General features: G+C 61.8%; 23 protein-coding genes. 14 read left to right on the forward strand and 9 right to left on the reverse strand.

What is annotated here, in order from left to right:
* Positions 1-11 precede the first annotated feature (11 nt).
* Positions 12-1,994, reverse strand: a complete 1,983-nt coding sequence (locus tag AC07OF_RS17425) for a sensor histidine kinase (protein WP_157191051.1) — start codon at positions 1,992-1,994, stop codon at positions 12-14.
* Positions 1,995-2,258: 264 nt separating this feature from the next.
* Between AC07OF_RS17425 and AC07OF_RS17430 the strand changes: the two genes are divergently transcribed.
* The 4 genes from AC07OF_RS17430 (at position 2,259) to AC07OF_RS17445 (ending at position 5,735) form a co-directional block, all read left to right on the forward strand.
* Entirely contained in the window at positions 2,259-3,056 is a 798-nt protein-coding gene (locus AC07OF_RS17430) for a hydroxymethylpyrimidine/phosphomethylpyrimidine kinase (protein WP_038606609.1), read from the forward strand.
* Between the two features lie 15 nt (positions 3,057-3,071).
* Entirely contained in the window at positions 3,072-3,698 is a 627-nt protein-coding gene (thiE, locus tag AC07OF_RS17435; protein WP_157191050.1) for a thiamine phosphate synthase, read from the forward strand.
* Positions 3,699-3,713: 15 nt separating this feature from the next.
* Positions 3,714-5,000 carry a glutamate-1-semialdehyde 2,1-aminomutase gene (gene hemL, locus AC07OF_RS17440; protein ID WP_157191049.1) on the forward strand — a complete coding sequence of 429 codons (1,287 nt, stop codon included), beginning with the start codon at positions 3,714-3,716 and terminating at the stop codon, positions 4,998-5,000.
* A gap of 186 nt (positions 5,001-5,186) precedes the next feature.
* The gene (locus tag AC07OF_RS17445; protein ID WP_157191048.1) at positions 5,187-5,735 is read left to right on the forward strand and encodes a tetratricopeptide repeat protein; all 549 of its coding nucleotides are present in this window, start codon (positions 5,187-5,189) and stop codon (positions 5,733-5,735) included.
* Between the two features lie 9 nt (positions 5,736-5,744).
* On the opposite strand, the gene AC07OF_RS17450 is transcribed toward AC07OF_RS17445, so the two are convergent.
* Positions 5,745-6,071 (reverse strand): DUF1820 family protein, encoded by a 327-nt coding sequence (locus tag AC07OF_RS17450; protein ID WP_038606593.1) that lies wholly within the window; start codon positions 6,069-6,071, stop codon positions 5,745-5,747.
* 129 nt (positions 6,072-6,200) lie between these two features.
* Here AC07OF_RS17450 and miaB point away from each other — a divergent pair, with 129 nt between their 5' ends.
* From miaB to lnt, 5 genes are all read left to right on the forward strand, one after another.
* Positions 6,201-7,529 carry a tRNA (N6-isopentenyl adenosine(37)-C2)-methylthiotransferase MiaB gene (miaB, locus tag AC07OF_RS17455; RefSeq protein WP_495073280.1) on the forward strand — a complete coding sequence of 443 codons (1,329 nt, stop codon included), beginning with the start codon at positions 6,201-6,203 and terminating at the stop codon, positions 7,527-7,529.
* A 123-nt stretch (positions 7,530-7,652) separates the two neighbouring features.
* Complete coding sequence (locus AC07OF_RS17460; protein WP_157191046.1) at positions 7,653-8,654, forward strand: PhoH family protein; 1,002 nt, start codon at positions 7,653-7,655, stop codon at positions 8,652-8,654.
* A complete protein-coding gene (ybeY, locus tag AC07OF_RS17465; RefSeq protein WP_157191045.1) occupies positions 8,647-9,141 on the forward strand; it encodes an rRNA maturation RNase YbeY in 495 nt (164 codons plus the stop codon). The genes AC07OF_RS17460 and ybeY overlap by 8 nt, the downstream gene beginning before the upstream one ends.
* 5 nt (positions 9,142-9,146) lie before the next feature.
* Entirely contained in the window at positions 9,147-9,986 is an 840-nt protein-coding gene (locus AC07OF_RS17470) for a CorC family transporter (protein ID WP_028944390.1), read from the forward strand.
* Positions 9,987-9,994: 8 nt separating this feature from the next.
* Positions 9,995-11,512 carry an apolipoprotein N-acyltransferase gene (gene lnt, locus AC07OF_RS17475; protein WP_157191044.1) on the forward strand — a complete coding sequence of 506 codons (1,518 nt, stop codon included), beginning with the start codon at positions 9,995-9,997 and terminating at the stop codon, positions 11,510-11,512.
* On the opposite strand, the gene AC07OF_RS17480 is transcribed toward lnt, so the two are convergent.
* Positions 11,509-12,270, reverse strand: coding sequence for a YdcF family protein (locus tag AC07OF_RS17480; RefSeq protein WP_157191043.1), 762 nt, complete (start codon positions 12,268-12,270; stop codon positions 11,509-11,511). The two genes, lnt and AC07OF_RS17480, sit on opposite strands and share 4 nt — an antisense overlap.
* A gap of 129 nt (positions 12,271-12,399) precedes the next feature.
* Positions 12,400-12,717, reverse strand: coding sequence for a hypothetical protein (locus AC07OF_RS17485; protein WP_038606574.1), 318 nt, complete (start codon positions 12,715-12,717; stop codon positions 12,400-12,402).
* A 238-nt stretch (positions 12,718-12,955) separates the two neighbouring features.
* Between AC07OF_RS17485 and leuS the strand changes: the two genes are divergently transcribed.
* From leuS to AC07OF_RS17510, 5 genes are all read left to right on the forward strand, one after another.
* Positions 12,956-15,562, forward strand: a complete 2,607-nt coding sequence (gene leuS / locus AC07OF_RS17490) for a leucine--tRNA ligase (protein ID WP_157191042.1) — start codon at positions 12,956-12,958, stop codon at positions 15,560-15,562.
* Positions 15,563-15,627: 65 nt separating this feature from the next.
* Positions 15,628-16,236 (forward strand): LPS-assembly lipoprotein LptE, encoded by a 609-nt coding sequence (locus AC07OF_RS17495; RefSeq protein ID WP_157191041.1) that lies wholly within the window; start codon positions 15,628-15,630, stop codon positions 16,234-16,236.
* 36 nt (positions 16,237-16,272) lie between these two features.
* Entirely contained in the window at positions 16,273-17,310 is a 1,038-nt protein-coding gene (gene holA, locus AC07OF_RS17500) for a DNA polymerase III subunit delta (RefSeq protein WP_038606566.1), read from the forward strand.
* A gap of 157 nt (positions 17,311-17,467) precedes the next feature.
* The gene (gene arfA / locus AC07OF_RS17505) at positions 17,468-17,623 is read left to right on the forward strand and encodes an alternative ribosome rescue factor ArfA (protein WP_038606564.1); all 156 of its coding nucleotides are present in this window, start codon (positions 17,468-17,470) and stop codon (positions 17,621-17,623) included.
* Between the two features lie 61 nt (positions 17,624-17,684).
* Positions 17,685-19,001 (forward strand): lytic murein transglycosylase, encoded by a 1,317-nt coding sequence (locus tag AC07OF_RS17510; protein WP_157191040.1) that lies wholly within the window; start codon positions 17,685-17,687, stop codon positions 18,999-19,001.
* A gap of 29 nt (positions 19,002-19,030) precedes the next feature.
* Here AC07OF_RS17510 and AC07OF_RS17515 read toward each other — a convergent pair whose 3' ends face one another.
* The 5 genes from AC07OF_RS17515 to AC07OF_RS17535 all read right to left on the reverse strand — a co-directional run bounded on the left by AC07OF_RS17515 (position 19,031) and on the right by AC07OF_RS17535 (position 23,282).
* Positions 19,031-19,990 carry a S66 peptidase family protein gene (locus AC07OF_RS17515; protein WP_157191039.1) on the reverse strand — a complete coding sequence of 320 codons (960 nt, stop codon included), beginning with the start codon at positions 19,988-19,990 and terminating at the stop codon, positions 19,031-19,033.
* A 134-nt stretch (positions 19,991-20,124) separates the two neighbouring features.
* Positions 20,125-21,123, reverse strand: coding sequence for a lipoyl synthase (gene lipA / locus AC07OF_RS17520; RefSeq protein ID WP_157191038.1), 999 nt, complete (start codon positions 21,121-21,123; stop codon positions 20,125-20,127).
* Positions 21,124-21,125: 2 nt separating this feature from the next.
* Entirely contained in the window at positions 21,126-21,773 is a 648-nt protein-coding gene (gene lipB, locus AC07OF_RS17525) for a lipoyl(octanoyl) transferase LipB (RefSeq protein WP_038606561.1), read from the reverse strand.
* On the reverse strand, positions 21,773-22,045 hold the full coding sequence (locus AC07OF_RS17530) for a DUF493 domain-containing protein (RefSeq protein ID WP_157191037.1): 273 nt from the start codon (positions 22,043-22,045) through the stop codon (positions 21,773-21,775). The genes lipB and AC07OF_RS17530 overlap by 1 nt, the downstream gene beginning before the upstream one ends.
* A 76-nt stretch (positions 22,046-22,121) precedes the next feature.
* Positions 22,122-23,282 (reverse strand): D-alanyl-D-alanine carboxypeptidase family protein, encoded by a 1,161-nt coding sequence (locus AC07OF_RS17535; RefSeq protein WP_157191036.1) that lies wholly within the window; start codon positions 23,280-23,282, stop codon positions 22,122-22,124.
* Positions 23,283-23,386 lie beyond the last annotated feature (104 nt).

A 23,386-nucleotide genomic window follows, 5' to 3' on the forward strand; every position in this document is an offset into this window, starting at 1 on the left:
AATACGCCTAACTAGCCGCGATTTAGCCCGGGCTGGGCCAGCGCCTGCGGCTGGCTCAAGGCGAGGCTCAGCACCAGCTCGAAACGGCTGCCCAGCCCCGGGCTGGACTCATGCTGCAAGCGTGCCCCGATCAACTCGGCCAACTGCCGGCAGATCGCCAGACCGATGCCCAGGCCTCCGTACTGGCGACTCATCGAGCCATCGACCTGGAAGAAACGCTGATACAGACCCGGCTCGGCCAGGCGATCAAAGCCGATGCCGCTGTCGCTGACACTGATGGTCAGGCCAAGCAGACCCGGCCCTTGCAAGCGCCCACGCACCTGCAACACGACCCCACCTTCATGCGTGAACTTGATCCCGTTGTCGAGCAGATAGCTGATGCACTGGGCCAGTTTATGCCGGTCGCCGACCAGCAACTCGGGCAAATCGGCCGGTGTGTCCAGATTCAGGTACAGCCCCTTGCCCAGCGCCGCCGCGGCGTACTTGCTGCGCAGCTCCTGCAACAGGTTGCGCAAGCCGAACGGTGCGTTTTGCGCACTGAGGCGACCGGCCTGCAGCTCGGTGAGGATCAGAATGTCGTCGACCATGCCCATCATGTCCTGGGCCGCGTAACTGGCCGTGCGCTGGTACTGCGCCAACTCGTGCGCCATCGGCACTGTCTGCATCAATTCCAGCGAACCGATCACGCCGTTCATCGGCGTGCGCAGTTCATGGGTCACCGTGGCCAGAAACTCATCCTTCAAGCGGTTGCTGTTGGACAGTTGCTGGTTCAGCACTTCCAAGGCCCGGCCCGTGTCGCGCAGGGCCTGGGCCTGCTGGTCACGCATGCTGTTGATACGGTCGGCCAGGGCCAGCGACAGCAGGCACACCTCCAGCGCTGAACCGATCTGGCTGGCATACATGGTCAGGAACACATTGGGCAGGTAGCCCAGCACCATCAAGGTATTGACCAGGCCGCCAAGCAGGAATGCCGTCCAGGCGATGATGAAATAACGTGCCACCCGCAAGCCGCGCCGCCAGGCATACACCCCGGCGGCAAAGATCGTCACGGTAAACAGCAACGCCAGGGCCGTCGCCAGGCGCAGGGCAATACCGTAGCTGCTGATCAGCGACAGCAGCATGACCACCCCGCCACAGGCCATCAGCACCTTGAGCAGGCCATCGAAGGCGCGGCTGTGCCGGGCCATCTGCAGGAAACTACGGGCGAACTGGCAACCGAACAGTCCCGACGCGCCGATGAACAGCGGCGTGGCGGCATTCGCCCACCAGGGGCTGTCAGGCCAGAAATAAGCCACTGCCGCGCCGTTGACCGATACCTGATAGAGGCCGAACGAGGCGATATAGAGGATGTAATAGAGATAACTGGTGTCGCGTACGCTGAGGTAGATGAACAGGTTGTAGACCAGCATCCCCAGCAGCACACCGTAGATCAGGCCGAGCACATAAAGGCGGGTCGGTTGCGCTTCCAGATAGGCTTCGGTGGACCATAAGGTCAGCGGCGCCTGGACCGAACCCTGGCTGTGCAGACGCAAATAGGCGGTGGTGGTCTGTCCGGGGCTGAAGGGTAATTCGAACAGGTAGTTGTTCTGCTCGATCTGGCGACTGGCATACGGCAGTGCGTCACCGGTGCGCTGCGCCAGGCGGAAAGTGCCGCTGCTGTCAGGCAGGTAAAGTTCCAGATGGTCCAGTGGCGGATAGGCCAGCTCCAGCAACCAGCTGCGCGGCGCGGCCGAAGGCAGTGCGGTGTAGCGCAGATCGAGGCGGATCCAGAACACCGAGGTCGAGTAACCGGCGTTCAATACATCGGTTTGATGCGTACGGAAATGCTCACCGAACGAAGGGGCACTGACCTGCGCGATGCTGGCATTGCCATCGCGGTCTTCGAATACCTGCATCACTCGCCCCAAGGGCAAGCTGCGCGTCGAGTCGTCGAAATCGACCGCCGTGGCCAGCAGTGGCAACCAGCCCAGCACAACAATCAGCAAATAGCGCATACAGCCCCAGCATGGTCTGTCCCGGTCGTGTCGCGGTAGCCTCCTGTCCGTTTGAGGCGACGCGATCCGGCAGTAACCGTTATCGGTTGTTTGAGCACTCTAGCATAGCTTTTCAGCGCTACCAGACGCCACATAAAACTTTGATGAAAAGGCTCTAGAACGGCACTTTCAGCGATATGTAAATACATTTCCTGACCACTTGATCAAAAAAGCTTGGCGCGGGGGCAGACCCGACAAAAGCGTTTGGTGGTAAGCTCGCGCACCATGAATACCTACAGCTCCCGCCCCGTTGTCCTCTGTCTCTCCGGCCACGACCCCAGTGGCGGCGCCGGCTTGCAGGCAGATATCGAAGCCCTGATCGCTCAAGGTTGCCACGCCGCTCCCGCCGTGACCGCCCTGACCGTGCAGGATACCGTCAATGTCACTGACTTCCGTGTGCTCGACCGCGAGTGGGTGCTGGCCCAGGCCAACGCCGTACTGGCCGACTCCACGGTCGCAGCAGTCAAGCTGGGCATGCTCGGCTCGCTGGACATGGTCGACACTGTAGTCGAACTGCTCAGTGCCCACCCGCATCTGCCGCTGGTCTGCGACCCGGTGCTGCGCGCTGGCGGCGGTGGCCGCCTGGGCAAGGACGAAGTCGGCTACGCCATGCGCGAACGACTGTTGCCCCTGGCCACTATCGCCACCCCGAACCTCCCCGAAGCCCGCATCCTCGCCGAACTGCCTGAGGGCACTGCGGATGAATGCGCAGAAAAGCTGCTGCCCTTCGTCAGACACCTGCTGATCACCGGCGGTCACGGTGACGAACACGAAATCCACAACCGCCTGTACAGCCGCGATGGCCAGCGTCACACCTGGACCTGCCAGCGCCTGCCTGGCAGCTACCACGGCTCGGGCTGCACCCTGGCCAGCGCTCTGGCCGGTCGCCTGGCCCTCGGCGAGCAACTGCAGAGCGCCGTACGTTCGGCCCTGGACTACACCTGGCGAACCCTGCGCGATGCCGAACAACTGGGCAAAGGCCAATATGTGCCGCGTCGCCTACCCCTGGATTTCTGTTCCTGAGCCCGAGGCCCCTAGATGAAGCTACGCGGTCTGTATGCCATCACCGACAGCCAACTGCTGACCGGCAAGTTTCTGCCCTACGTTGAAGCGGCCCTTGAGGGCGGCGTGACCTTGCTGCAATACCGCGACAAGAGCCAGGACCAGTCCCGCCGCCTGCGCGAAGCCGAAGCCCTGGCCGAGCTTTGCGCACGCTACAAGACCCAGTTGATCATCAACGACGATGCCGAGCTGGCCGCGCGCCTGGGCGTCGGTGTGCACCTGGGCCAGACCGATGGCCCGCTGACGCCGGCGCGCACCCTGTTGGGGCGCGAGGCGATCATCGGCTCGACCTGCCACGCCCAGCTGGAGCTGGCCGAACAGGCCGCCCGCGAAGGTGCCAGCTACGTTGCCTTCGGCCGCTTCTTCAATTCCGTGACCAAGCCGGGCGCGCCCGCCGCCGATACCGCCTTGCTGGACCAGGCCCGGGCCCGGATCAAGTTGCCGATCTGCGTGATCGGCGGCATCACCCTCGACAACGCCGCCCCGCTGGTCGCCCACGGCGCCGACCTGCTGGCGGTGATTCATGGCCTGTTCGGCGCCGACAGCACGCAGGAAGTCACCCGCCGTGCCCGCGCCTTCAACGCCCTGTTCGCATCTGCCTGATTGAGAGAGCCCATCATGTCTCGTTCCGAAACCCTGTTCGCCAACGCCCAGAAACACATCCCCGGGGGCGTCAACTCGCCAGTGCGGGCGTTCAAGAGCGTTGGCGGCACGCCGCTGTTCTTCAAGCATGCCGAAGGCGCCTACGTCACCGACGAAGATGACAAGCGCTACGTCGACTACGTCGGTTCCTGGGGCCCGATGATCCTCGGCCACAGCCACCCGGAGGTGCTCGACTCGGTGCGCAAGCAGCTGGAACACGGCTTGTCTTACGGCGCGCCGACCGCCATGGAAACCGAGATGGCCGACCTGGTCTGCTCGATCGTGCCATCGATGGAAATGGTACGCATGGTCAGCTCCGGCACCGAAGCGACCATGAGCGCCATTCGTCTGGCCCGCGGCTACACCGGCCGCGACAGCATCATCAAGTTCGAAGGCTGCTACCACGGCCACTCCGACAGCCTGCTGGTAAAAGCCGGCTCCGGTCTGCTGACCCAGGGCGTACCAAGCTCCGCTGGCGTGCCGGCAGCCTTTGCCAAACACACCCTGACCCTGCCCTTCAACGACATCGACGCGGTCGAGAAAATGCTCGCTGAAGTCGGCCAGGAAGTGGCGTGCATCATCGTCGAGCCGGTAGCCGGCAACATGAACTGCGTGCCGCCGGCACCAGGCTTCCTCGAAGGCCTGCGCACGCTGTGCGACAAGCATGGCGTGGTACTGATCTTCGACGAAGTGATGACCGGTTTCCGTGTCGCCCTCGGCGGCGCGCAAGCGCATTACGGCGTGACTCCGGACCTGTCGACCTTCGGCAAGATCGTTGGCGGTGGCATGCCGGTCGGCTGCTTCGGCGGCAAGCGCAAGATCATGGAGCAGATTGCACCGCTGGGCCCGGTCTACCAGGCCGGTACCCTGTCGGGCAACCCGCTGGCCATGGCTGCGGGCCTGACCACCCTGAAACTGATCAGCCGCCCGGGCTTCCACTCCGAGCTGAGCGACTACACCAGCCGTCTGCTCGATGGTCTGCAGCAGCGTGCCGATGCCGCTGGCATTCCGTTCGTCACCACGCAGGCCGGGGGCATGTTCGGCCTGTACTTCAGCGGTGCTGACGATATCGTCACCTTCGACGACGTGATGGCCAGCGATGCCGAACGCTTCAAGCGCTTCTTCCACCTGATGCTTGAAGGCGGTGTATACCTGGCGCCAAGCGCCTTCGAGGCCGGTTTCACCTCGATCGCCCACGGCGAAACCGAGCTGAAAATCACCCTGGATGCCGCCGAGCGGGCGTTCGCCAAGCTCAAGAACTAAACGGTGGGAGCGGGCTTGCCCCGCGAGGCGATGCAGCTGACACAGCGCAATCGCGGGGCAAGCCCGCTCCTACCGAGGGTTCCTCAGCAGAAAATCGAGTAAAGACTTTGTAAGGTAGGCGTTGCTTATCCCATAATGTGCCACCAGACACTTTGGCCGCAGCTTTGCAGAGGTAAGTCGATCCCCATGAACCGCACCGGCCGCGCCCTCGCCCTGGGCTGCCTGTTGCTTCTTCAGCCCCTGCTGGCCTCAGCAGGCGGTAACTCGTTGCTGATTCCAGCAACGGGCCGCTGCACCCTCAATTCCCAGCCCGAAGACCTGCCCCAAGCCTTGGCCGCATGCCAGCAGGCCGCGCAGCAAGGCGATGCCCAGGCCCAATACGAGCTCGGCGAGTTCTATTACGAGGGCACCAATACGCCACGCGACCTCAAGCAAGCCCTGAGCTACTTCGAGCAAGCCTCGCTGCAAGGCCACGCTCAAGCTCAGTACCGTCTGGGCACCATGTTTTTCAAAGGGGAAGGTGTCGCAGCCAACAATGTACAGGCGTACATCGTGCTGAAAATGGCGGCAGTCAATGGCGCCGAAGATGCCCTGGATCTGGCCGATGAGGTCTCCGAGCAAATGCCTCGTGAAGATCTTGAAGTGGCGACCCAGGTATTGGGACAGATTTTCCGCAAATACCTGCTGGAGCTGCAGACCGCCGAAGGGCGTACCCCCTTCTCGCCACTGCCCTGAAGCCCGGGCTTATTTTTCCGGCATCGGCATCGGAAACGGCATCACGTTGCTGACGCCACGCGCCTCACTGATTTTTGGCGTTCCCAGGCGCTCGACCTCATCGATACGCACGATCGAGTGCATCGGTACAAAGCTGCGCACCACGCCTTCGAATTGCGCCTTGAGCTTTTCTTCGCTCGGATCGACCACCACCTGGGTGCGTTCGCCGAAGACAAATTCCTCTATTTCAAGAAAGCCCCACAGATCGCTCTGGTAGATCTGTTTGGCATACATCTCGAATACCTGGCCCTGGTTGAGAAAGATCACTTTGTAGATAGGCGCTTCACGTTTGGTCATTTCGGCGGGGACAGCCACAGGTTGTAAAGAAAGGCCAAACTATAACATAGCCCCCAGACCGACAACGCTAGGATCCACCGCCCCGGGCCCTTATAATGTGCGGTTCTTCGAATTACCTGATGATCTCCCATGGCCAAGAAGCTTTATATCGAAACCCACGGTTGCCAGATGAACGAGTACGACAGCTCGCGCATGGTCGACTTGCTGGGTGAACATCAAGCCCTGGAGGTCACGGCACGGGCCGAAGACGCCGACGTGATCCTGCTCAATACCTGCTCGATCCGCGAGCGCGCCCAGGACCGGGTCTACTCCCAGCTGGGCCGCTGGCGCGAACTGAAGGACCTGAAGCCGGACATGGTCATCGCCGTCGGCGGTTGCGTGGCCAGCCAGGAAGGCGAATCGATCCGCAAGCGTGCGCCGTATATCGACGTGGTATTCGGCCCACAGACCCTGCACCGCTTGCCGGAAATGATCGACGCCGCGCGCACCACGCGCCTGCCGCAGGTCGATGTGTCGTTCCCGGAAATCGAAAAATTCGATCACCTGCCCGAGCCGCGCATCGACGGACCGACCGCCTATGTTTCGGTCATGGAAGGCTGCAGCAAGTACTGCACCTTCTGCGTGGTGCCCTACACCCGCGGTGAAGAAGTCAGCCGGCCATTCGACGACGTCTTGTCCGAAGTCATTCACCTGGCCGAAAACGGCGTGCGCGAGATCACCCTGCTGGGGCAGAACGTCAACGGCTACCGTGGCCAGACCCACGATGGTCGCCTGGCCGACCTGGCCGAACTGATCAGGGTCGTAGCGGCAGTGGATGGCATCGACCGTATCCGCTACACCACCTCGCACCCGCTGGAATTCTCCGACAGCCTGATCCAGGCCCACGCCGAAGTACCCGAGCTGGTCAAACACCTGCACCTACCGGTGCAATCGGGCTCTGACCGGGTGCTGGCAGCGATGAAACGCAACCACACCATCCTCGAATACAAGTCCAAGCTGCGCAAACTCAAGGCCGCCGTGCCAGGTATCTGCATCAGCTCGGACTTCATCGTCGGCTTCCCGGGTGAAACCGAGAAAGACTTCGAGCAGACCATGAAACTGGTCGCCGAGGTCGGTTTCGACTTTTCCTACTCCTTCGTCTACAGCCAGCGTCCGGGCACCCCGGCCTCCGACCTGCCCGACGACACCCCGGAAGAACTGAAAAAAGAGCGCCTCAAAGCCCTGCAGCATCGCCTCGACACCCAGGGCTTCGAGATCAGCCGACAAATGGTCGGCACCGTGCAGCGCATCCTCGTCACCGACTACTCGCGCCGCGACCCTGGCCAGTTGCAGGGGCGTACCGAGAATAATCGTATCGTCAACTTCCGCTGCGACAATCCGAAGCTGATCGGCCAGTTCGTCGACATCCATATCGACGACGCCCGCCCGCATTCGCTGTTCGGTTCGCTGGCACCTTGACCTGTCCCGCCGGGTCGCAATACTGGCCCGGCGACCCTTGATCGTTTCAGCGCTTTCGCCCTGCAGCGGCTAGGGTTATCCTTGAGTCCATCTCCATTGCCGTTGGGCGGCTAAAAAACAACCTTGAACGCACCCATAGAACCTCATCGTTTCATCCTCGAACCCTTCGAGGCCCATCGCTTCGCCAATCTGTGCGGGCAATTCGACGAGCATTTGCGCTTGATCGAACAGCGCCTGGCTATCGAAATCCGCAACCGCGGCAATCAGTTCGAATTGATCGGCGAACCCAAACACACCTCCTCTGCCGAGCAACTGCTGCGCCGTCTCTATCGCGAGACCAAGGCCACCGAGCTGTCGCCGGAAATGGTTCACCTGTTCCTGCAGGAATCTGCGGTCCAGGAGCTGGAAAACCCGGCCGTCAACGAAGTCAGTGTTTCCCTGCGCACGCGCAAGGGCATGATTCGTCCGCGCGGGCTGAACCAGCAGCGCTATGTGAAGGAAATCCTCGGCAACGACATCAACTTCGGCATCGGCCCGGCCGGTACCGGCAAGACCTACCTGGCCGTAGCCTGCGCCGTCGATGCGCTGGAACGTGAACAGGTACGCCGCATCCTGCTGGTACGCCCGGCGGTCGAAGCGGGTGAAAAGCTCGGCTTTTTGCCCGGCGACCTGGCCCAGAAGATCGACCCGTACCTGCGCCCGCTGTACGACGCCCTGTATGAAATGCTCGGCTTCGAACATGTGGCCAAGCTGATCGAGCGTCAGGTAATCGAGATCGCCCCGCTGGCCTACATGCGTGGCCGCACCCTGAACAACAGCTTCATCATCCTCGATGAGAGCCAGAACACCACGGTCGAACAGATGAAAATGTTCCTCACCCGTATCGGTTTCGGCTCCACCGCAGTGATCACCGGCGACATTACCCAGGTCGACCTGCCACGTGGCACCAAGTCGGGCCTGGCGCATGTCATCGAAGTGCTCAAGGACGTGCCGGGCATCAGCTTCACCCACTTCCAGCCCAAAGATGTGGTTCGCCACCCGTTGGTGCAACGCATTGTCGAAGCGTACGAGCGCTTTGAGAGCCATCAACATGACATCAGCGAAGGCAGCAAACGCGATGCTTGAGCTCGATCTGCAGCTGGCAAGCGATGCCCCGCACCCAAGTGAAGAACAGTTCCGCCGCTGGTGCGAACTGGCCCTGCGCCAGCGTACAGCCGACTCGGAAATGACCATCCGCCTGGTGGATGAAGCCGAAGGTCGTGAGCTCAATCACACCTGGCGGCACAAGGACTACGCCACCAATGTGCTGTCCTTCCCGGCCGATGTGCCTGACGAACTGCTCGATATTCCGCTGCTCGGTGACCTGGTGATCTGCATCGCCGTGGTCGAGCGCGAGGCCGCCGAACAGGGCAAGGCGCTGGAGGCCCACTGGGCGCACCTGGTGATCCACGGCTGCCTGCACCTGCTGGGCTACGACCACATCGACGACGATGAGGCCGAGGAAATGGAAGCGCTGGAACGAGAATTGCTGGCTGAACTGGGTCATCCGGACCCTTACGCCGACGATGAACACGACCTACCCCACACTGATATCTGCAAGGATCACGAGTAACCGCCATGAGCGAAGATCGATCGAGCAACGGGCAAAAGTCCTGGCTGGGCAAACTGACCCAGGCTTTTGCCCATGAGCCGAAAAACCGCCAGGAGCTGCTTGAGCTGCTGCGCGAAGCCCATCAGAACAAGCTGCTCGACAGCGAAGCGCTGACCATCGTCGAAGGCGCCATTCAGGTCGCCGACCTGCAAGTACGCGACATCATGGTGCCGCGCTCGCAGATGATCAGCATCAAGGCCACACAGTCGCCACGCGAGTTCCTGCCAGCGGTGATCGACGCTGCGCACTCGCGCTACCCGGTGGTCGGCGAAAGCCATGACGATGTCCTCGGCGTCCTGCTGGCCAAGGACCTGCTGCCGCTGATCCTCAAGGAGAATGGTGACAGCTTCAACATCAAGGACCTGCTGCGCCCGGCCACCTTCGTGCCCGAGTCCAAGCGCCTGAACGTGCTGCTGCGCGAGTTCCGCGCCAACCACAACCACATGGCCATCGTCATCGACGAATACGGCGGCGTGGCTGGCCTGGTGACCATCGAAGACGTGCTCGAGCAGATCGTCGGCGACATCGAAGATGAACACGACGTCGAGGAAGACAGCTACATCAAGCCGTTGCCCAGCGGCGACTTCCTGATCAAGGCCCTGACCCCGATCGAGAACTTCAACGAATTCTTCGACAGCCAGTTCTCCGACGACGAGTTCGACACGGTTGGCGGTCTGGTCATGAGCGCCTTCGGCCACCTGCCCAAGCGTAACGAGACCACCGAAATCGGCCCGTACCGCTTCCGCATCCTCAATGCCGATAGCCGCCGGATACACTTGCTGCGACTGACCCCTATCACCCGTTAAGGACAACCATGCGCTGGATCACCCGCCCCGGCTGGCCCGGTAACCTGCTGGCCGTGGCGGCCGGTGCAATCACCACCCTGGCCCTGGCGCCGTTCGACATCTGGCCGCTGGCACTGCTGGCGGCCGGCCTGTTCTACCTCGGCTTGCGTGAGCTGAGCCCACGCCAGGCCCTGGGCCGCGGCTGGTGCTTCGGCTTCGGCCTGTACGCCGCCGGTACCAGCTGGATCTATGTCAGCATCAACACCTATGGCGGCGCTACGCCGCTACTGGCTACCGGCCTGCTGCTGGCATTCTTTGCCGCCATTGCCTGGTTCTTCGCCCTGCCTGCCTGGATCTGGGCGCGCTGGCTGCGCCGCAACGAGGCACCCCTGGCCGACGCCCTGTGCTTCGCCGCCCTATGGGTCGGCCAGGAAGCCTTTCGCGGCTGGTTCCTCACCGGTTTCCCCTGGCTTTATTCCGGCTACAGCCAGCTCGACGGCCCGCTGTCCGGCCTCGCTCCGGTCGGAGGCATGTGGCTGATTTCCTTCTGCCTGGCCTTGTGTGCCGCCCTGCTGTGCAACCTGCCTCGTTTGCGGGCGCGCAAATCTTTCCTGGCCGTGGCCATCGTCCTGTTGCTGGCGCCTTGGGCCGTGGGCCTGGCCCTGAAGAACCACGCCTGGACCGAGCCTGCCGGCAAGCCGCTGACAGTGGCCGCCCTGCAAGGCAATGTCGAGCAGGAGCTGAAGTGGAACCCCGAACACGTCAACGCCCAGCTGGCCCTGTACCGCGACATGAGCTTCAGCTCCAAACCGGTCGACCTGCTGGTCTGGCCGGAAACCGCTGTGCCGATCCTCAAGGAACAGGCCCAGGGTTATCTGGACATGATGGGCAGCTTCGCCGCCGACCGGCATTCGGCGCTGATCACCGGTGTGCCGGTTCGCGAAGTGGTGCACCAGCAACGTCGTTACTACAACGGCATCACCGTAACCGGTGAAGGCGATGGCACCTACCTCAAGCAGAAACTGGTGCCTTTTGGTGAGTACGTTCCACTGCAGGACATGCTCCGCGGCGTGATTGCCTTCTTCGACCTGCCGATGTCGGACTTTGCCCGCGGGCCCACCGACCAGGCACTGCTACAGGCCAAGGGCTATCAGATTGCCCCGTACATCTGCTACGAAGTGGTCTACCCGGAGTTCGCTGCAAGCCTGGCGGCCCGTAGCGACATCCTCCTGACCATCAGCAACGACACCTGGTTCGGCACCTCGATCGGCCCCTTGCAGCACTTGCAGATGGCCCAGATGCGCGCACTGGAGGCCGGTCGCTGGATGATTCGCGCTACCAACAACGGTGTCACCGGACTGATTGATCCATTCGGGCGCATCACCGCACAGATCCCGCAGTTCGAACGCGGCATCCTCTACGGTGAAGTGGTGCCGATGCAGCAGCTCACGCCGTACCTGCAGTGGCGCTCCTGGCCACTGCTGATTGTCTGTACGCTGCTGTTTGGCTGGGCCTTGCTGGCCAGCCGGATCGCCAAGACCGTCTAGTAGAACAGACGGTAACCGAGCAGGCCGACTGCCTCATTGAGCAGTTGGCTGCTCTGCCACATGGCCTTGCTTTCCGGCAGCCAGCCACCGAATGGCCGGGCGTGATCACGGCCGAGAAAGTTGACTGGCGCCGGGATGACTGTGAAGCCCGCCTGTTCGAAGCTCCAGCGCGAACGCTGCATATGCCAGGCCTGGGTCACTACAACCACACGCTTGACGCCCTCAGGCAAGAGGATTTGCGCACTCATCCGGGCATTCTCCCAAGTGGTCCGGCTGCGCTCTTCCTTCCAGCGCACGCTCACTCCCAGATCACGCTGCAGCGCATCGGCCATCAGCTGCGCCTCGCTGGGCGGGGTGCCATAGTGCAAACCGCCGCTGGTCAGCAACGGCAAGCCAGAGGCCTTGGCCAGCTGCGCGGCATAACGCATGCGCTCCATCGCCACGCCCGTGGGTTGATCGATGTAATCCCAGGCCGGATCTCCACGTTCACGCCCTGCCCCCAGCACCACAATGGCATCTGCCTGCGCGGCCAGCTGCGCCCATTGCTCATGGCTCAAGGCCGGTTCGGACTCCAGCAAATGCGCCGAGCGCTCGACCACAATCGGCAGGCTCATCGCCCACAAACCGCCCAGGCCAAGAACAAAACACAAGGCAGACAGGCGCGGCCAGGAACGACGCAGCCACCAGGCAGCGATCAACAGCAGGAACAACACGCCGGGCGGCAGGATCATTTGCTTGATCAAGTAACGAATAGGCACAGGTCACCTCCATGGAGGTGCGCAGCCTAAGAGGATCGGCACCTGGCAACAATAGTCAGGAGTCAGATGCCGATCATCTTGAGTTTGCAAAGGGGGGCGCACTCCGTATTGCGCCTGGGAATCCGGTAGCTACTTGAATTGCAGCTTTCTGGATTTTGCCGTGGTGGTGGAGCGTGTCTTGTCCTTGAGCCAGACAACTCTGGCCGTAGGTGGCGGCTCCGCTGATAGCTGTGCGCCAGCGCATCCATGCCTGCCCTCTGGAAGGGAGTCCAGATAGGCTTTGATCACATCGAATTCGGCGCGGCTCAGACCACGCAACTCCAATTCAGCAGGCACTTCATCGCGTAACCGAACGGAAGTTCTGGCGACCTCCAGAGCAAGCCCCAGACGATCGATCAGCCGTTCGTAAAGCTCCGGTTTTGTTGCTTGTAGCTGCGACTCTCCCATCCGTTCACCTCATTGAAGATAAAATATCTCCCCCCAACAGTGAGCTTAGCGTTACTCGAAAAAGCAGCCGGGCGCTGCGACCAACGGCCCGCAACGCCTCTGCCGGTGCAATCAGGGTTTCCCTCGGTGGACAGGGGTCATGTATGCTAGGCCGTTCACCATTTTGACACCGGATTGCCGATGTAGCGGTTTTCCCGCTGCCTGGATAAGGTCTCCCATCTCTAAGCGCAAAGTAGCCATGCACGAACTCTATCAGCCCCGCGAAATCGAAGCCGCCGCCCAGTCCTACTGGGACGAGCAAAAGTCTTTTGAAGTCAGTGAACAGCCAGGCAAGGAGTCGTACTACTGCCTATCGATGTTCCCGTACCCAAGCGGCAAGCTACATATGGGCCACGTGCGCAACTACACCATCGGTGACGTGATCGCCCGTTACCAGCGCATGCAAGGCAAGAACGTCCTGCAACCCATGGGTTGGGATGCCTTCGGCATGCCGGCGGAAAACGCCGCGATGAAAAACAACGTCGCACCGGCCAAATGGACCTACGAAAACATCGACTACATGAAGACCCAGCTCAAGAGCCTGGGCCTGGCCTTCGACTGGTCGCGTGAAGTCACCACCTGCAAACCGGATTACTACCGCTGGGAACAGTGGCTGTTCACCCGCCTGTTCGAAAAAGGCGTGATCTACCGCAAAAACGGTACCGTGAACTGGGACCCGGCCGACCAGACCGTACTGGCCAACGAGCAGGTCATCGACGGCCGTGGCTGGCGTTCGGGCGCGCTGATCGAGAAGCGCGAAATCCCGATGTACTACTTCAAGATCACCGACTATGCCGACGAGCTGCTGGAAAGCCTCGACGAGCTGCCGGGCTGGCCTGAGCAGGTCAAGACCATGCAGCGCAACTGGATCGGCAAGTCCCGCGGCATGGAAGTGCAGTTCCCCTTCGATCAGGCCAGCATCGGCCACGCCGGGGCACTGAAGGTCTTCACCACCCGCCCGGACACCCTGATGGGTGCCACCTACGTGGCCGTTGCCGCCGAGCACCCGCTGGCCACCCAGGCCGCCCAGGGCAACCCCGAGCTGCAAGCGTTCATCGATGAATGCAAGAGCGGCAGCGTCGCCGAAGCCGACGTCGCCACCCAGGAGAAAAAAGGCCTGGCCACCTCGCTGTTCGTCGAACACCCGCTGACCGGTGAAAAGCTGCCGGTATGGGTCGCCAACTATGTACTGATGCACTACGGCGACGGCGCGGTAATGGCCGTTCCGGCCCACGACGAGCGCGATTTCGAGTTCGCCAAAAAGTACAACCTGCCGTTCAAGGCCGTGGTGCGCACCAGCCTGGGCGACGAAGTCGCCGCCGAGTGGGATGCTGCCTGCGGTGAGTACGGCCAACTGATCAACTCCGGCGAATTCGACGGCCTGGACTTCCAGGGCGCGTTCGATGCCATCGAAGTGGCCCTGATCAAGAAAGAGCTGGGCAAATCGCGTACCCAGTTCCGTCTGCGTGACTGGGGCATCAGCCGCCAGCGCTACTGGGGCTGCCCGATCCCGATCATCCATTGCCCAGCCTGTGGCGATGTGCCGGTACCGGAAGACCAGTTGCCGGTCAAGCTGCCTGAAGACGTGGTACCGGATGGCGCAGGTTCGCCACTGGCACGCATGCCTGAGTTCTACGAGTGCACCTGCCCGAAATGCGGCACCGCGGCCAAGCGCGAAACCGACACCATGGACACCTTCGTCGAATCGTCCTGGTACTTCGCCCGTTACGCCTCGCCGAACTACGAGGGCGGCCTGGTCGACCCGAAAGCGGCCAACCACTGGCTGCCGGTAGACCAGTACATCGGTGGCATCGAACACGCCATCCTGCACCTGCTCTATGCACGCTTCTTCCACAAGCTGATGCGTGACGAAGGCCTGGTCAGCTCCAACGAGCCGTTCAAGAACCTGCTGACCCAGGGCATGGTCGTTGCCGAAACCTACTACCGGGTTGCCAGCAACGGCGGCAAGGACTGGTTCAACCCGGCTGACGTCGAAGTCGAACGTGACGCCAAGGCCAAGATCATCGGCGCGCGCCTGAAAACCGACGGTTTGCCGGTCGAGATCGGCGGCACCGAGAAGATGTCCAAGTCCAAGAACAACGGCGTTGACCCACAGGCAATGATCGAAGCCTACGGTGCCGACACCTGCCGTCTGTTCATGATGTTCGCCTCGCCGCCCGACATGAGCCTGGAGTGGTCCGATTCCGGCGTCGAAGGTGCCAACCGCTTCCTGCGTCGCGTCTGGCGTCTGGCCCAGTCCCATGTCGCCCTGGGCTTGCCGGGCAAGCTGGACGTTGCAGCCCTGGACGATGGCCAGAAAGTGGTCCGCCGCGCCATTCACGCAGCGATCAAACAGGCCAGCACCGACGTCGGCCAGTTCCACAAGTTCAACACCGCCATCGCCCAGGTGATGACCCTGATGAACGTGCTGGAAAAAGCCCCGCAAGCCAGCGAACAGGACCGTGCCCTGCTGCAAGAAGGCCTGGAAACCGTCGCCTTGCTGCTGGCCCCGATCACTCCGCACATCAGCCACGAACTGTGGCACCGCCTGGGTCACCAGGGTGCGGTGATCGATGCTGGCTGGCCAGCGCTGGATGAAAGCGCCCTGGTGCAGGACAGCATCGTTCTGGTCATCCAGGTCAACGGCAAGCTGCGCGGCCAGATCGAAATGCCGGCCGGCGCCAGCCGCGAAGACGTCGAAGCGGCTGCGCGCAGCAACGAAAACGTGTTGCGCTTCACCGAAGGCCTGAGCATCCGCAAGGTCATCGTGGTACCGGGCAAACTGGTCAACATCGTCGCCAACTGACAGGACTACCGGCCCGCAAGCATGGCGGGCCGGTATACAGAATCGGCCCACAAGGGAGCAACAAGATGATCAAACGCAATCTGCTGGTAATGGGCCTGGCCGTGATGCTCAGTGCCTGCGGTTTCCAGCTGCGCGGTACCGGCACCAGTGAGCTGACCATCACGGAACTGGACCTGAGTGCACGCAACGCCTACGGCGAAACCGTGAATCAGCTGCGTCAGGCCCTGACAAGCAGCGGTGTCAACGTTCACGCTGGCGCGCCATACAAGCTGGTCCTGACCAACGAAGCGGAAACCCAGCGCGCCGCCACCTATGCCGGTGGCTCGGGTCGTTCGGCCGAGTATGAGCTGAGCACCGTGCTGAGCTACAGCATCGAAGGCCACAACAATACCAACCTGCTCAACGACAAGCTGGAAGTGCGCAAGATCTACCTGCACGACGGCAACAACATCACCGGCTCCCAGCAAGAAGCGACCCAGACCCGCCAGGAAATGCGCCGCGACCTGGTGCAGAACATGCTGGTACGCCTGCAACTGCTGACGCCGAGCCAGCTCGACCAGTTGCAGCAGGACGCTGACGCACGCGCCAAGGCCCAGGCCGACGCCGTGGAAGCGGCCCGCCGCGCCCAGGACGAGACGCCTCAGCAGTCGCCCCTGCAACTGCCGATCAACTGAGTCTGAACGGGGCACTTCGGTGCCCCGCCTGCGATCATGAAACTCGCCCCCGCCCAGCTCAACAAACACCTGCAAGGCAGCCTCGCGCCGGTCTACGTGATCAGTGGCGATGATCCGTTGCTCTGCCAGGAAGCCGCCGATGCGGTGCGTGCTGCCGCGCGCCAGCAAGGTTTCGATGAACGCCAGGTGTTCAGTGCCGACGCCAACTTCGACTGGGGCACCCTGCTCCAGGCCGGTGCCAGCCTGTCACTGTTCGCCCAACGGCGCCTGCTGGAGCTGCGCCTGCCTTCCGGCAAGCCTGGCGACAAGGGCGCTGCGGCACTGATCGAATACTGCTCACGACCTGCCGAAGACACCCTGCTGCTGATCAGCCTGCCCAAGCTCGACGGCAGTGCGCAGAAGACCAAATGGGGCAAGGCGCTGATCGAAGGCCAGCAGGTCCAGTTCATCCAGATCTGGCCGGTCGACACCCAGCAACTGCCGCAGTGGATCAACCAGCGCCTGTCCCAGGCCGGGCTGTCCGCCCAGCGCGATGCGGTGGATCTGATTGCCGCCCGGGTCGAAGGCAACCTGCTCGCCGCTGCCCAGGAAATCGAAAAGCTCAAGCTGCTGGCCGAAGGTAATCAGATCACCGTCGAGACGGTGCAAGCGGCGGTGGCTGACAGCGCCCGTTTTGATGTCTTCGGCCTGGTCGATGCGATTCTCAACGGCGAGGCTGCTCATGCCCTGCGCATGCTCGAAGGCTTGCGCGGTGAAGGGGTCGAACCGCCAGTGATTCTCTGGGCCCTGGCCCGGGAATTACGTGTGCTGGCCGGGCTTGCCCAGCAGTACAGCCAGGGCGTGCCGCTGGACAAGGCCTTCAGCCAGGCTCGGCCTCCGGTCTGGGACAAGCGCAAGCCACTGATGAGCAAAGCCCTGCAGCGCCACTCGGCGCAGCGCTGGAGCCAGTTGTTGCAGGATGCCCAGCGCATTGATGCGCAGATCAAGGGGCAGGCCCAGGGCTCGCCCTGGACGAGCCTTGCACGATTGTCGTTGCTGATGGCGGGGCAACGTTTGGCATTGCCGGCAGAGTGATATCCATCTGTGGGAGCTGGCCTTGCCAGCGATACAGCCGCCGCGCAACACCTGACACTACAGCGATCTCATCGCCGGCAAGGCCGGCTCCCACACTTGCCCGGCGATGGTTTCGCGCCTATATTGCGCCGCACACCCTCTATCAGGAGCGCTTGCCATGAGCAAAAAACCCAGGCCCAACAAGGCCAAATCCATCATCGCCCAGCCTCTGTTCCGCAGCCGCCAGGAACGCGCAGGCAAAGGCAAAGGCAGCTACCGCCGCGAAGCCTTCCAATCGAGAGATTGGGAGGCTTCTTACTTTTTGGCGGCATAAAAGCAAGATTCCGGCAGGCATGGTATGGTCGTCACCTGACCTGAAATACCTGGACCTGTGCATGCCCTTTTGTCTTTCCCATCGCTGGCAACCTCGCCAGCTGATTGCTGCCTCCAGCCTCATCCTGCTCGTCGCCTGCGCGGAAAAACCCACCGCTGCCGATGCCCTGCCGCTGGCACCTGCCCAGCCCGCCCCGGTCGTGACCGTGCCGAACCCGGCAGTCGACACCAGCACCGAAATCCAGCCACTGCAAAGCTTTGCCCAATGGCAAGCGGGCTTCCGTCAGCAAGCCTTGCAAGCGGGTATCAACCCCGGCACGTTTGACCGCGCCTTCCTCGGTGTCACGCCAGACATGGACGTGATCAAGGCCGACCGCAGCCAGCCAGAGTTCGCGCGCCCCGTCTGGGAGTACCTCGACGGCGCCCTGTCGCCCCTGCGCGTACGCAATGGCAAAGCTCTACTGGAAAAACACGCAGAGCTGTTGAGCCAGATCGAACAACGCTACGGTGTCGACCGCAACGTGCTGGTCTCGGTATGGGGCATGGAAAGCAACTTCGGCCAGTTCCAGGGCAGCAAGTCAGTGATCCGCTCCCTGGCTACCCTGGCCTATGAAGGCCGTCGCCCGGCCTTCGCCCAGGCACAACTGATCGCCGCCCTGCAGATTCTGCAGAATGGCGATATCCAGCCCGACGCCATGAAAGGCTCTTGGGCCGGTGCAATGGGCCAGACCCAGTTCATCCCCACCACCTACAACACCCATGCGGTGGACTTCGACGGCGATGGCCGCCGGGATATCTGGAACAGCTCCGCCGATGCCCTGGCTTCCACTGCCCATTACTTGCAAAGCTCCGGCTGGAAACGTGGCGAGCCATGGGGCTTCGAAGTGCAGCTGGCTCCCGGCTTCGACTACTGGCTGGCCGATGGCAGCCAGCGCAAGAGCGTATCCGAATGGATGCAACTGGGCCTGAAAATGCCAGCCGGTGTGCGCCTGCCAGCCGGTAGCGAGCAACTGTCCGCTGCCCTGCTGCTGCCTGCGGGATATCGCGGCCCGGCGTTCCTGGTACTGGATAACTTCCGTGCGATCCTCAAGTACAACAACTCGTCTTCTTATGCCCTGGCTGTCAGCCTGCTTGGCCAGCGTTTCGATGGCTCGGGCTACATCGCCGGCCCTTGGCCAAAAGACGATCTGCCGTTGAGCCGTAGTGAGCGCGTCGAGCTGCAGACCCTGCTCAGCGCCAGAAACTATGACGCCGGGGCCGCCGACGGCATTATCGGCGCCAACACTCGCAAAGCTATCCGCAATGCCCAGCAAGCACTGGGTTGGCCGGCTGATGGCTATCCGACGCATAAACTGCTGGAAAGCCTGCGTCAGCGCTAAATGAAAACGCCCCTGTTCCGGGGCGTTTTTTATTCTGCGAACAAATCCTGATGCAATTGCAGGTAGCGCCGATCAGCGTCCAGGTACACCTGCGCCCCCAGCGGCAAAGTGATATTGGGATCGCAGTGACCACTGCGCCAACCGGCCAGCACCGGTATCTGCAGCGGTTCGAACATCTCCCGCAACAACGGCGTCAGCGCCTGCAATGTCAGCCCGGCAAAGTCCCCGACCAGTACACCCCGCAACCCTTCGAACTTGCCGGCCAGGCGCAGCTGGGTCAACAGCCGGTCGATGCGGTACAGCGGCTCGTTGACATCCTCGATGAACAGAATGCCATCCCGGCACTCGAGTTCTGCCGGCGTACACAAGGTTGCACACAGCATCGCCAGGTTACCGCCCATCAAGCGCCCTGAGGCAGCGCCAGAGACGATCGTACTTAAAGGATGACTCTGTGGATGCTCCAACCTGTCACCACACTTCAAACGCCCGCTGAGCAGCTCGAAAAGTGAGGACACCGAAGGCGCCTGCTTGTGCGCCAGCAACTCGGACTTGAGCATTGCCCCATGAAAGGTCACAAAACCGGCATGCCGGGCGATCGCACTATGCAATGCGCTGATATCGCTGTAGCCAACAAACGGCTTGGGGTGTTTGCGCAACACGCCATAGTCGAGCCCCTCAAGCAGGCGGATACTGCCGTACCCACCGCGCAAGCAGATAATTGCATCCACATCATCCGCGGCGAACGCCGCATGCAGATCCGCCAGCCGCGTCGCGTCGCTACCCGCCAGATAACCTTGAACTTCGGTTACCCCCGGATAGATCCGGCATTGATAACCACGCGCCTCGAACCACTGGATCGCCTTGAGCGTATCGAGCTGGGCCGGCCCAGCGGGTGCGATGATGGCGATACGGCCATTCTCTGGCAGCGCCTTTGGCAGCATTGAACTACCTGATTGCAGGGCTGGCTGCTGATCGATAGGAAGGTTCATCCAGACGACTCCTTGTTTGGACTTGAGCATCAACCCTAGAGCGGTTGACGGTCAAACGGCGGGTGGAAGAAATCCCGCACACAAAAATGCCGATGCCGCCGGCAAGCGGGCATCGGCATTCGACACAGCCGGGATCAGAGCTTGATCTTGGCCTCATGCGCCTGCTGGTCGGCATGATACGAAGAACGCACCAGAGGACCGGAAGCGACGTTCTTGAAGCCCATCTTGTAACCTTCTTCGGCGAACCAGGCGAAGGTATCCGGATGCACGAAACGCTGCACCGGCAAGTGGCTGCGCGATGGCTGCAGGTACTGGCCGAGGGTCAGCATGTCGATGTTGTGCTCGCGCATGCGGTGCATCACTTCGATCACTTCTTCGTCGGTCTCGCCCAGCCCCAGCATCAAGCCGGACTTGGTCGGTACGTGCGGCACCAGTTCCTTGAACTTCTGCAGCAGGGTCAGCGACCACTGGTAGTCGGAGCCCGGACGCGCGGCCTTGTACAGGCGTGGCACGGTTTCCAGGTTGTGGTTGAACACGTCCGGCGGGGTCTCGGCGGTGATCGCCAGGGCCACGTCCATCCGTCCACGGTAGTCCGGCACCAGGGTTTCCAGCTGGACACCCGGCGACAACGCGCGAATTTCGCGGATGCAGTCGGCAAAGTGTTGGGCACCGCCATCACGCAGGTCGTCGCGGTCCACCGAGGTGATCACCACGTACTTCAGGCGCAGGTCGGCAATGGCGACAGCGAGGTTCTTCGGCTCGTCGACATCCAGAGGCTTCGGACGACCGTGGCCAACGTCACAGAACGGGCAGCGACGGGTGCAGATGTCACCCATGATCATGAAGGTCGCAGTACCACCGGAGAAGCACTCACCCAGGTTCGGGCAGGACGCCTCTTCGCAGACGCTGTGCAGCTTGTGTTTGCGCAGCAATTGCTTGATACGGTCGACTTCCGGCGAAACCGGGATACGCACGCGGATCCAGTCTGGTTTCTTCGGCAACTCGTCGGTCGGGATGATCTTTACCGGGATACGCGCGACTTTCTCCGCGCCACGCAGTTTGACACCCGCCTCGACCTTGGGCCGTGGCACTGGTGTCACGCTTTGCACTGGTTCTTGCACAACAGTAGTCATATTCAGAAGATTCCGCCCGTAAGGGTCGTCTGCTCAGCATAGTCGAGGTGCTTGACCAGCTGCCCGCGCAGCCTTGCCCTTACCTCAGAGAGTTCGATCGAGCCTGCCTGGTCGCGCAGCTGGGTCATGGCCAGCCCCGCATACCCGCAGGGGTTAATCCGGCGGAATGGCGCAAGGTCCATGTCCACGTTCAAGGCAAGGCCATGGAAAGAACAGCCATTGCGGATCCGCAGGCCGAGGGAAGCGATTTTCGCTCCATCGACATAAACGCCCGGGGCATCGGCCTTGGCCGCCGCCTCGACGCCATAACTGGCCAGCAACTCGATCAGGCAGCGTTCGATCCGGGAGACCAGATCACGCACACCAAACCCGAGCCGGCGCACATCAAGCAACAGGTAAGCCACCAGCTGGCCAGGACCGTGATAGGTCACCTGGCCGCCCCGGTCGGTCTGCACTACTGGAATATCGCCGGGCACCAACAGGTGCTCGGCCTTGCCCGCCTGGCCCTGGGTGAACACCGCAGGGTGCTCCACCAGCCAGACCTCGTCGCAGGTTTCGGGGCCGCGCTGGTCGGTGAACCTGCGCATGGCCTCGAGCACCGGCTCGTAAGGCAGTAATCCCAGATCGCGAAAGCCGAGGCTTGCCGGCATCAGAGCACCATTTTTACGATGCCAGTGGCACGCAGGGCGCTATTGATATCGTGCAGCTGGTCTTCACCGGTAGCGATAATATGCAACTGCACAGTGGTGTACTTGCCTTCCTTGCTCTGGCGCTCGGCCAGCGTGCTCATGTCGACCGTGGCGTATTTGCTCAGGATCTCGATGACCGTGTCCTTGAAGTGAACGACGGTGTCACCGATTACCTTGATCGGGTAATCAGCGCAGGGAAATTCGATTTTGTGCGATTTGTCAGCTTCGGTCATGGCAGTAACGGCCTCGTAAGCCGTGGCAACAACAACGCCCCCGCGTGAGTTGGCGGGGGCGTGGCTGGTCACGATATCAGTTGAACAGCCCGTAGAAGAATAGACGAATGCTATCCCACACCCGGCCGAAGAAACCAGCTTCCTCAACAGCGTCCAGCGCGATCAGATCGGCGCTGTGTACAACGTTGTCATCCAGTTTGACTTCCACTTTACCGATCACGTCACCTTTGGCGATTGGCGCGGTCAGTTGCGGGTTCATGGTCATGCTTGCAGCCAGTTTCTTCAATTGGCCTTTAGGCAAAGTCATGCTCAGGTCTTGGGCCAGACCGGCTTTGACCTGGTTGGTAGCACCCTTCCAGACTTGCGCCTGGGCCAGTTCAGTGCCCTTCTGGTAGAAGGTCTGGGTTTCGAAGAAGCGGAAACCGTAGGTCAGCAGCTTCTGGGTTTCGGCAGCACGGGCCTGCTCGCTGTTGGTACCGAAGACCACGGCGATCAGACGCATGCCATCACGCACGGCGGACGACACCATGCAGTAGCCAGCTTCGTCGGTGTGACCGGTTTTCAGGCCGTCGACAGTCTTGTCGCGCCACAGCAGCAGGTTGCGGTTAGGCTGCTTGATGTTGTTCCAGAAGAACTCTTTCTGCGAGTAGATCGCATAGTGAGCAGGGTCTTCGTGGATGATTGCGCGCGCCAGCACGGCCATGTCGTGAGCCGACGAGTAGTGCTCGGGGTTCGGCAGGCCGGTCGGGTTCATGAAGTGGCTGTTGGTCATGCCCAGGTCAGCGGCAGTCTTGTTCATCATGTCGGCGAAGGCGTCTTCGCTACCGGCGATGTGCTCGGCCAGGGCGACACTGGCGTCGTTGCCCGACTGGATGATGATGCCGTGCAGCAGGTCGCTGACGCTGACCTGGGTGCCGACCTTGATGAACATCCGCGAACCACCGGTGCGCCAGGCGTTTTCGCTGACGGTTACCGGGTCGTTCTCGCCGATTTGCCCGCGACGGATATCCAGGGTCGCGATGTAGGCGGTCATCAGCTTGGTCAGGCTGGCCGGCGGCAAACGCTCGTCACCATTGTTCTCGACCAGGATATTACCGCTGGAAGCTTCCATGAGCACGTAGGACTTGGCTGCCAGTTGCGGCGGCGACGGCATCATCTGCTCTGCCGCAAAGGCGGCAGGGGTGATCATCAGCGGTACAAGCAGGCAAAGGCGTTTGGCAAAGCTGGTTATGTTCATCCGTCTCTCGAAATGGCTATTGGGCTCATGCCCTACATGGGCAAAACGTCTTCAGGCGCTGGGCCTTGCGAGCAAAACCGCCATTGTACATGGCTGTTCCGCCC

Source organism: Pseudomonas sp. GW821-FHT10B02, assembly GCF_059415665.1.

What these genes read in the sequence shown, in the direction of transcription:
- AC07OF_RS17425 (WP_157191051.1), bottom strand. Translation starts at nt 1,994, where the DNA reads ATGCGCTATTTGCTGATTGTTGTGCTGGGCTGGTTGCCACTGCTGGCC.
- AC07OF_RS17430 (WP_038606609.1), top strand. Translation starts at nt 2,259, where the DNA reads ATGAATACCTACAGCTCCCGCCCCGTTGTCCTCTGTCTCTCCGGCCAC.
- thiE (WP_157191050.1), top strand. Translation starts at nt 3,072, where the DNA reads ATGAAGCTACGCGGTCTGTATGCCATCACCGACAGCCAACTGCTGACC.
- hemL (WP_157191049.1), top strand. Translation starts at nt 3,714, where the DNA reads ATGTCTCGTTCCGAAACCCTGTTCGCCAACGCCCAGAAACACATCCCC.
- AC07OF_RS17445 (WP_157191048.1), top strand. Translation starts at nt 5,187, where the DNA reads ATGAACCGCACCGGCCGCGCCCTCGCCCTGGGCTGCCTGTTGCTTCTT.
- AC07OF_RS17450 (WP_038606593.1), bottom strand. Translation starts at nt 6,071, where the DNA reads ATGACCAAACGTGAAGCGCCTATCTACAAAGTGATCTTTCTCAACCAG.
- miaB (WP_495073280.1), top strand. Translation starts at nt 6,201, where the DNA reads ATGGCCAAGAAGCTTTATATCGAAACCCACGGTTGCCAGATGAACGAG.
- ybeY (WP_157191045.1), top strand. Translation starts at nt 8,647, where the DNA reads ATGCTTGAGCTCGATCTGCAGCTGGCAAGCGATGCCCCGCACCCAAGT.
- AC07OF_RS17470 (WP_028944390.1), top strand. Translation starts at nt 9,147, where the DNA reads ATGAGCGAAGATCGATCGAGCAACGGGCAAAAGTCCTGGCTGGGCAAA.
- lnt (WP_157191044.1), top strand. Translation starts at nt 9,995, where the DNA reads ATGCGCTGGATCACCCGCCCCGGCTGGCCCGGTAACCTGCTGGCCGTG.
- AC07OF_RS17485 (WP_038606574.1), bottom strand. Translation starts at nt 12,717, where the DNA reads ATGGGAGAGTCGCAGCTACAAGCAACAAAACCGGAGCTTTACGAACGG.
- leuS (WP_157191042.1), top strand. Translation starts at nt 12,956, where the DNA reads ATGCACGAACTCTATCAGCCCCGCGAAATCGAAGCCGCCGCCCAGTCC.
- AC07OF_RS17495 (WP_157191041.1), top strand. Translation starts at nt 15,628, where the DNA reads ATGATCAAACGCAATCTGCTGGTAATGGGCCTGGCCGTGATGCTCAGT.
- holA (WP_038606566.1), top strand. Translation starts at nt 16,273, where the DNA reads ATGAAACTCGCCCCCGCCCAGCTCAACAAACACCTGCAAGGCAGCCTC.
- arfA (WP_038606564.1), top strand. Translation starts at nt 17,468, where the DNA reads ATGAGCAAAAAACCCAGGCCCAACAAGGCCAAATCCATCATCGCCCAG.
- AC07OF_RS17510 (WP_157191040.1), top strand. Translation starts at nt 17,685, where the DNA reads ATGCCCTTTTGTCTTTCCCATCGCTGGCAACCTCGCCAGCTGATTGCT.
- AC07OF_RS17515 (WP_157191039.1), bottom strand. Translation starts at nt 19,990, where the DNA reads ATGAACCTTCCTATCGATCAGCAGCCAGCCCTGCAATCAGGTAGTTCA.
- lipA (WP_157191038.1), bottom strand. Translation starts at nt 21,123, where the DNA reads ATGACTACTGTTGTGCAAGAACCAGTGCAAAGCGTGACACCAGTGCCA.
- lipB (WP_038606561.1), bottom strand. Translation starts at nt 21,773, where the DNA reads ATGCCGGCAAGCCTCGGCTTTCGCGATCTGGGATTACTGCCTTACGAG.
- AC07OF_RS17530 (WP_157191037.1), bottom strand. Translation starts at nt 22,045, where the DNA reads ATGACCGAAGCTGACAAATCGCACAAAATCGAATTTCCCTGCGCTGAT.
- AC07OF_RS17535 (WP_157191036.1), bottom strand. Translation starts at nt 23,282, where the DNA reads ATGAACATAACCAGCTTTGCCAAACGCCTTTGCCTGCTTGTACCGCTG.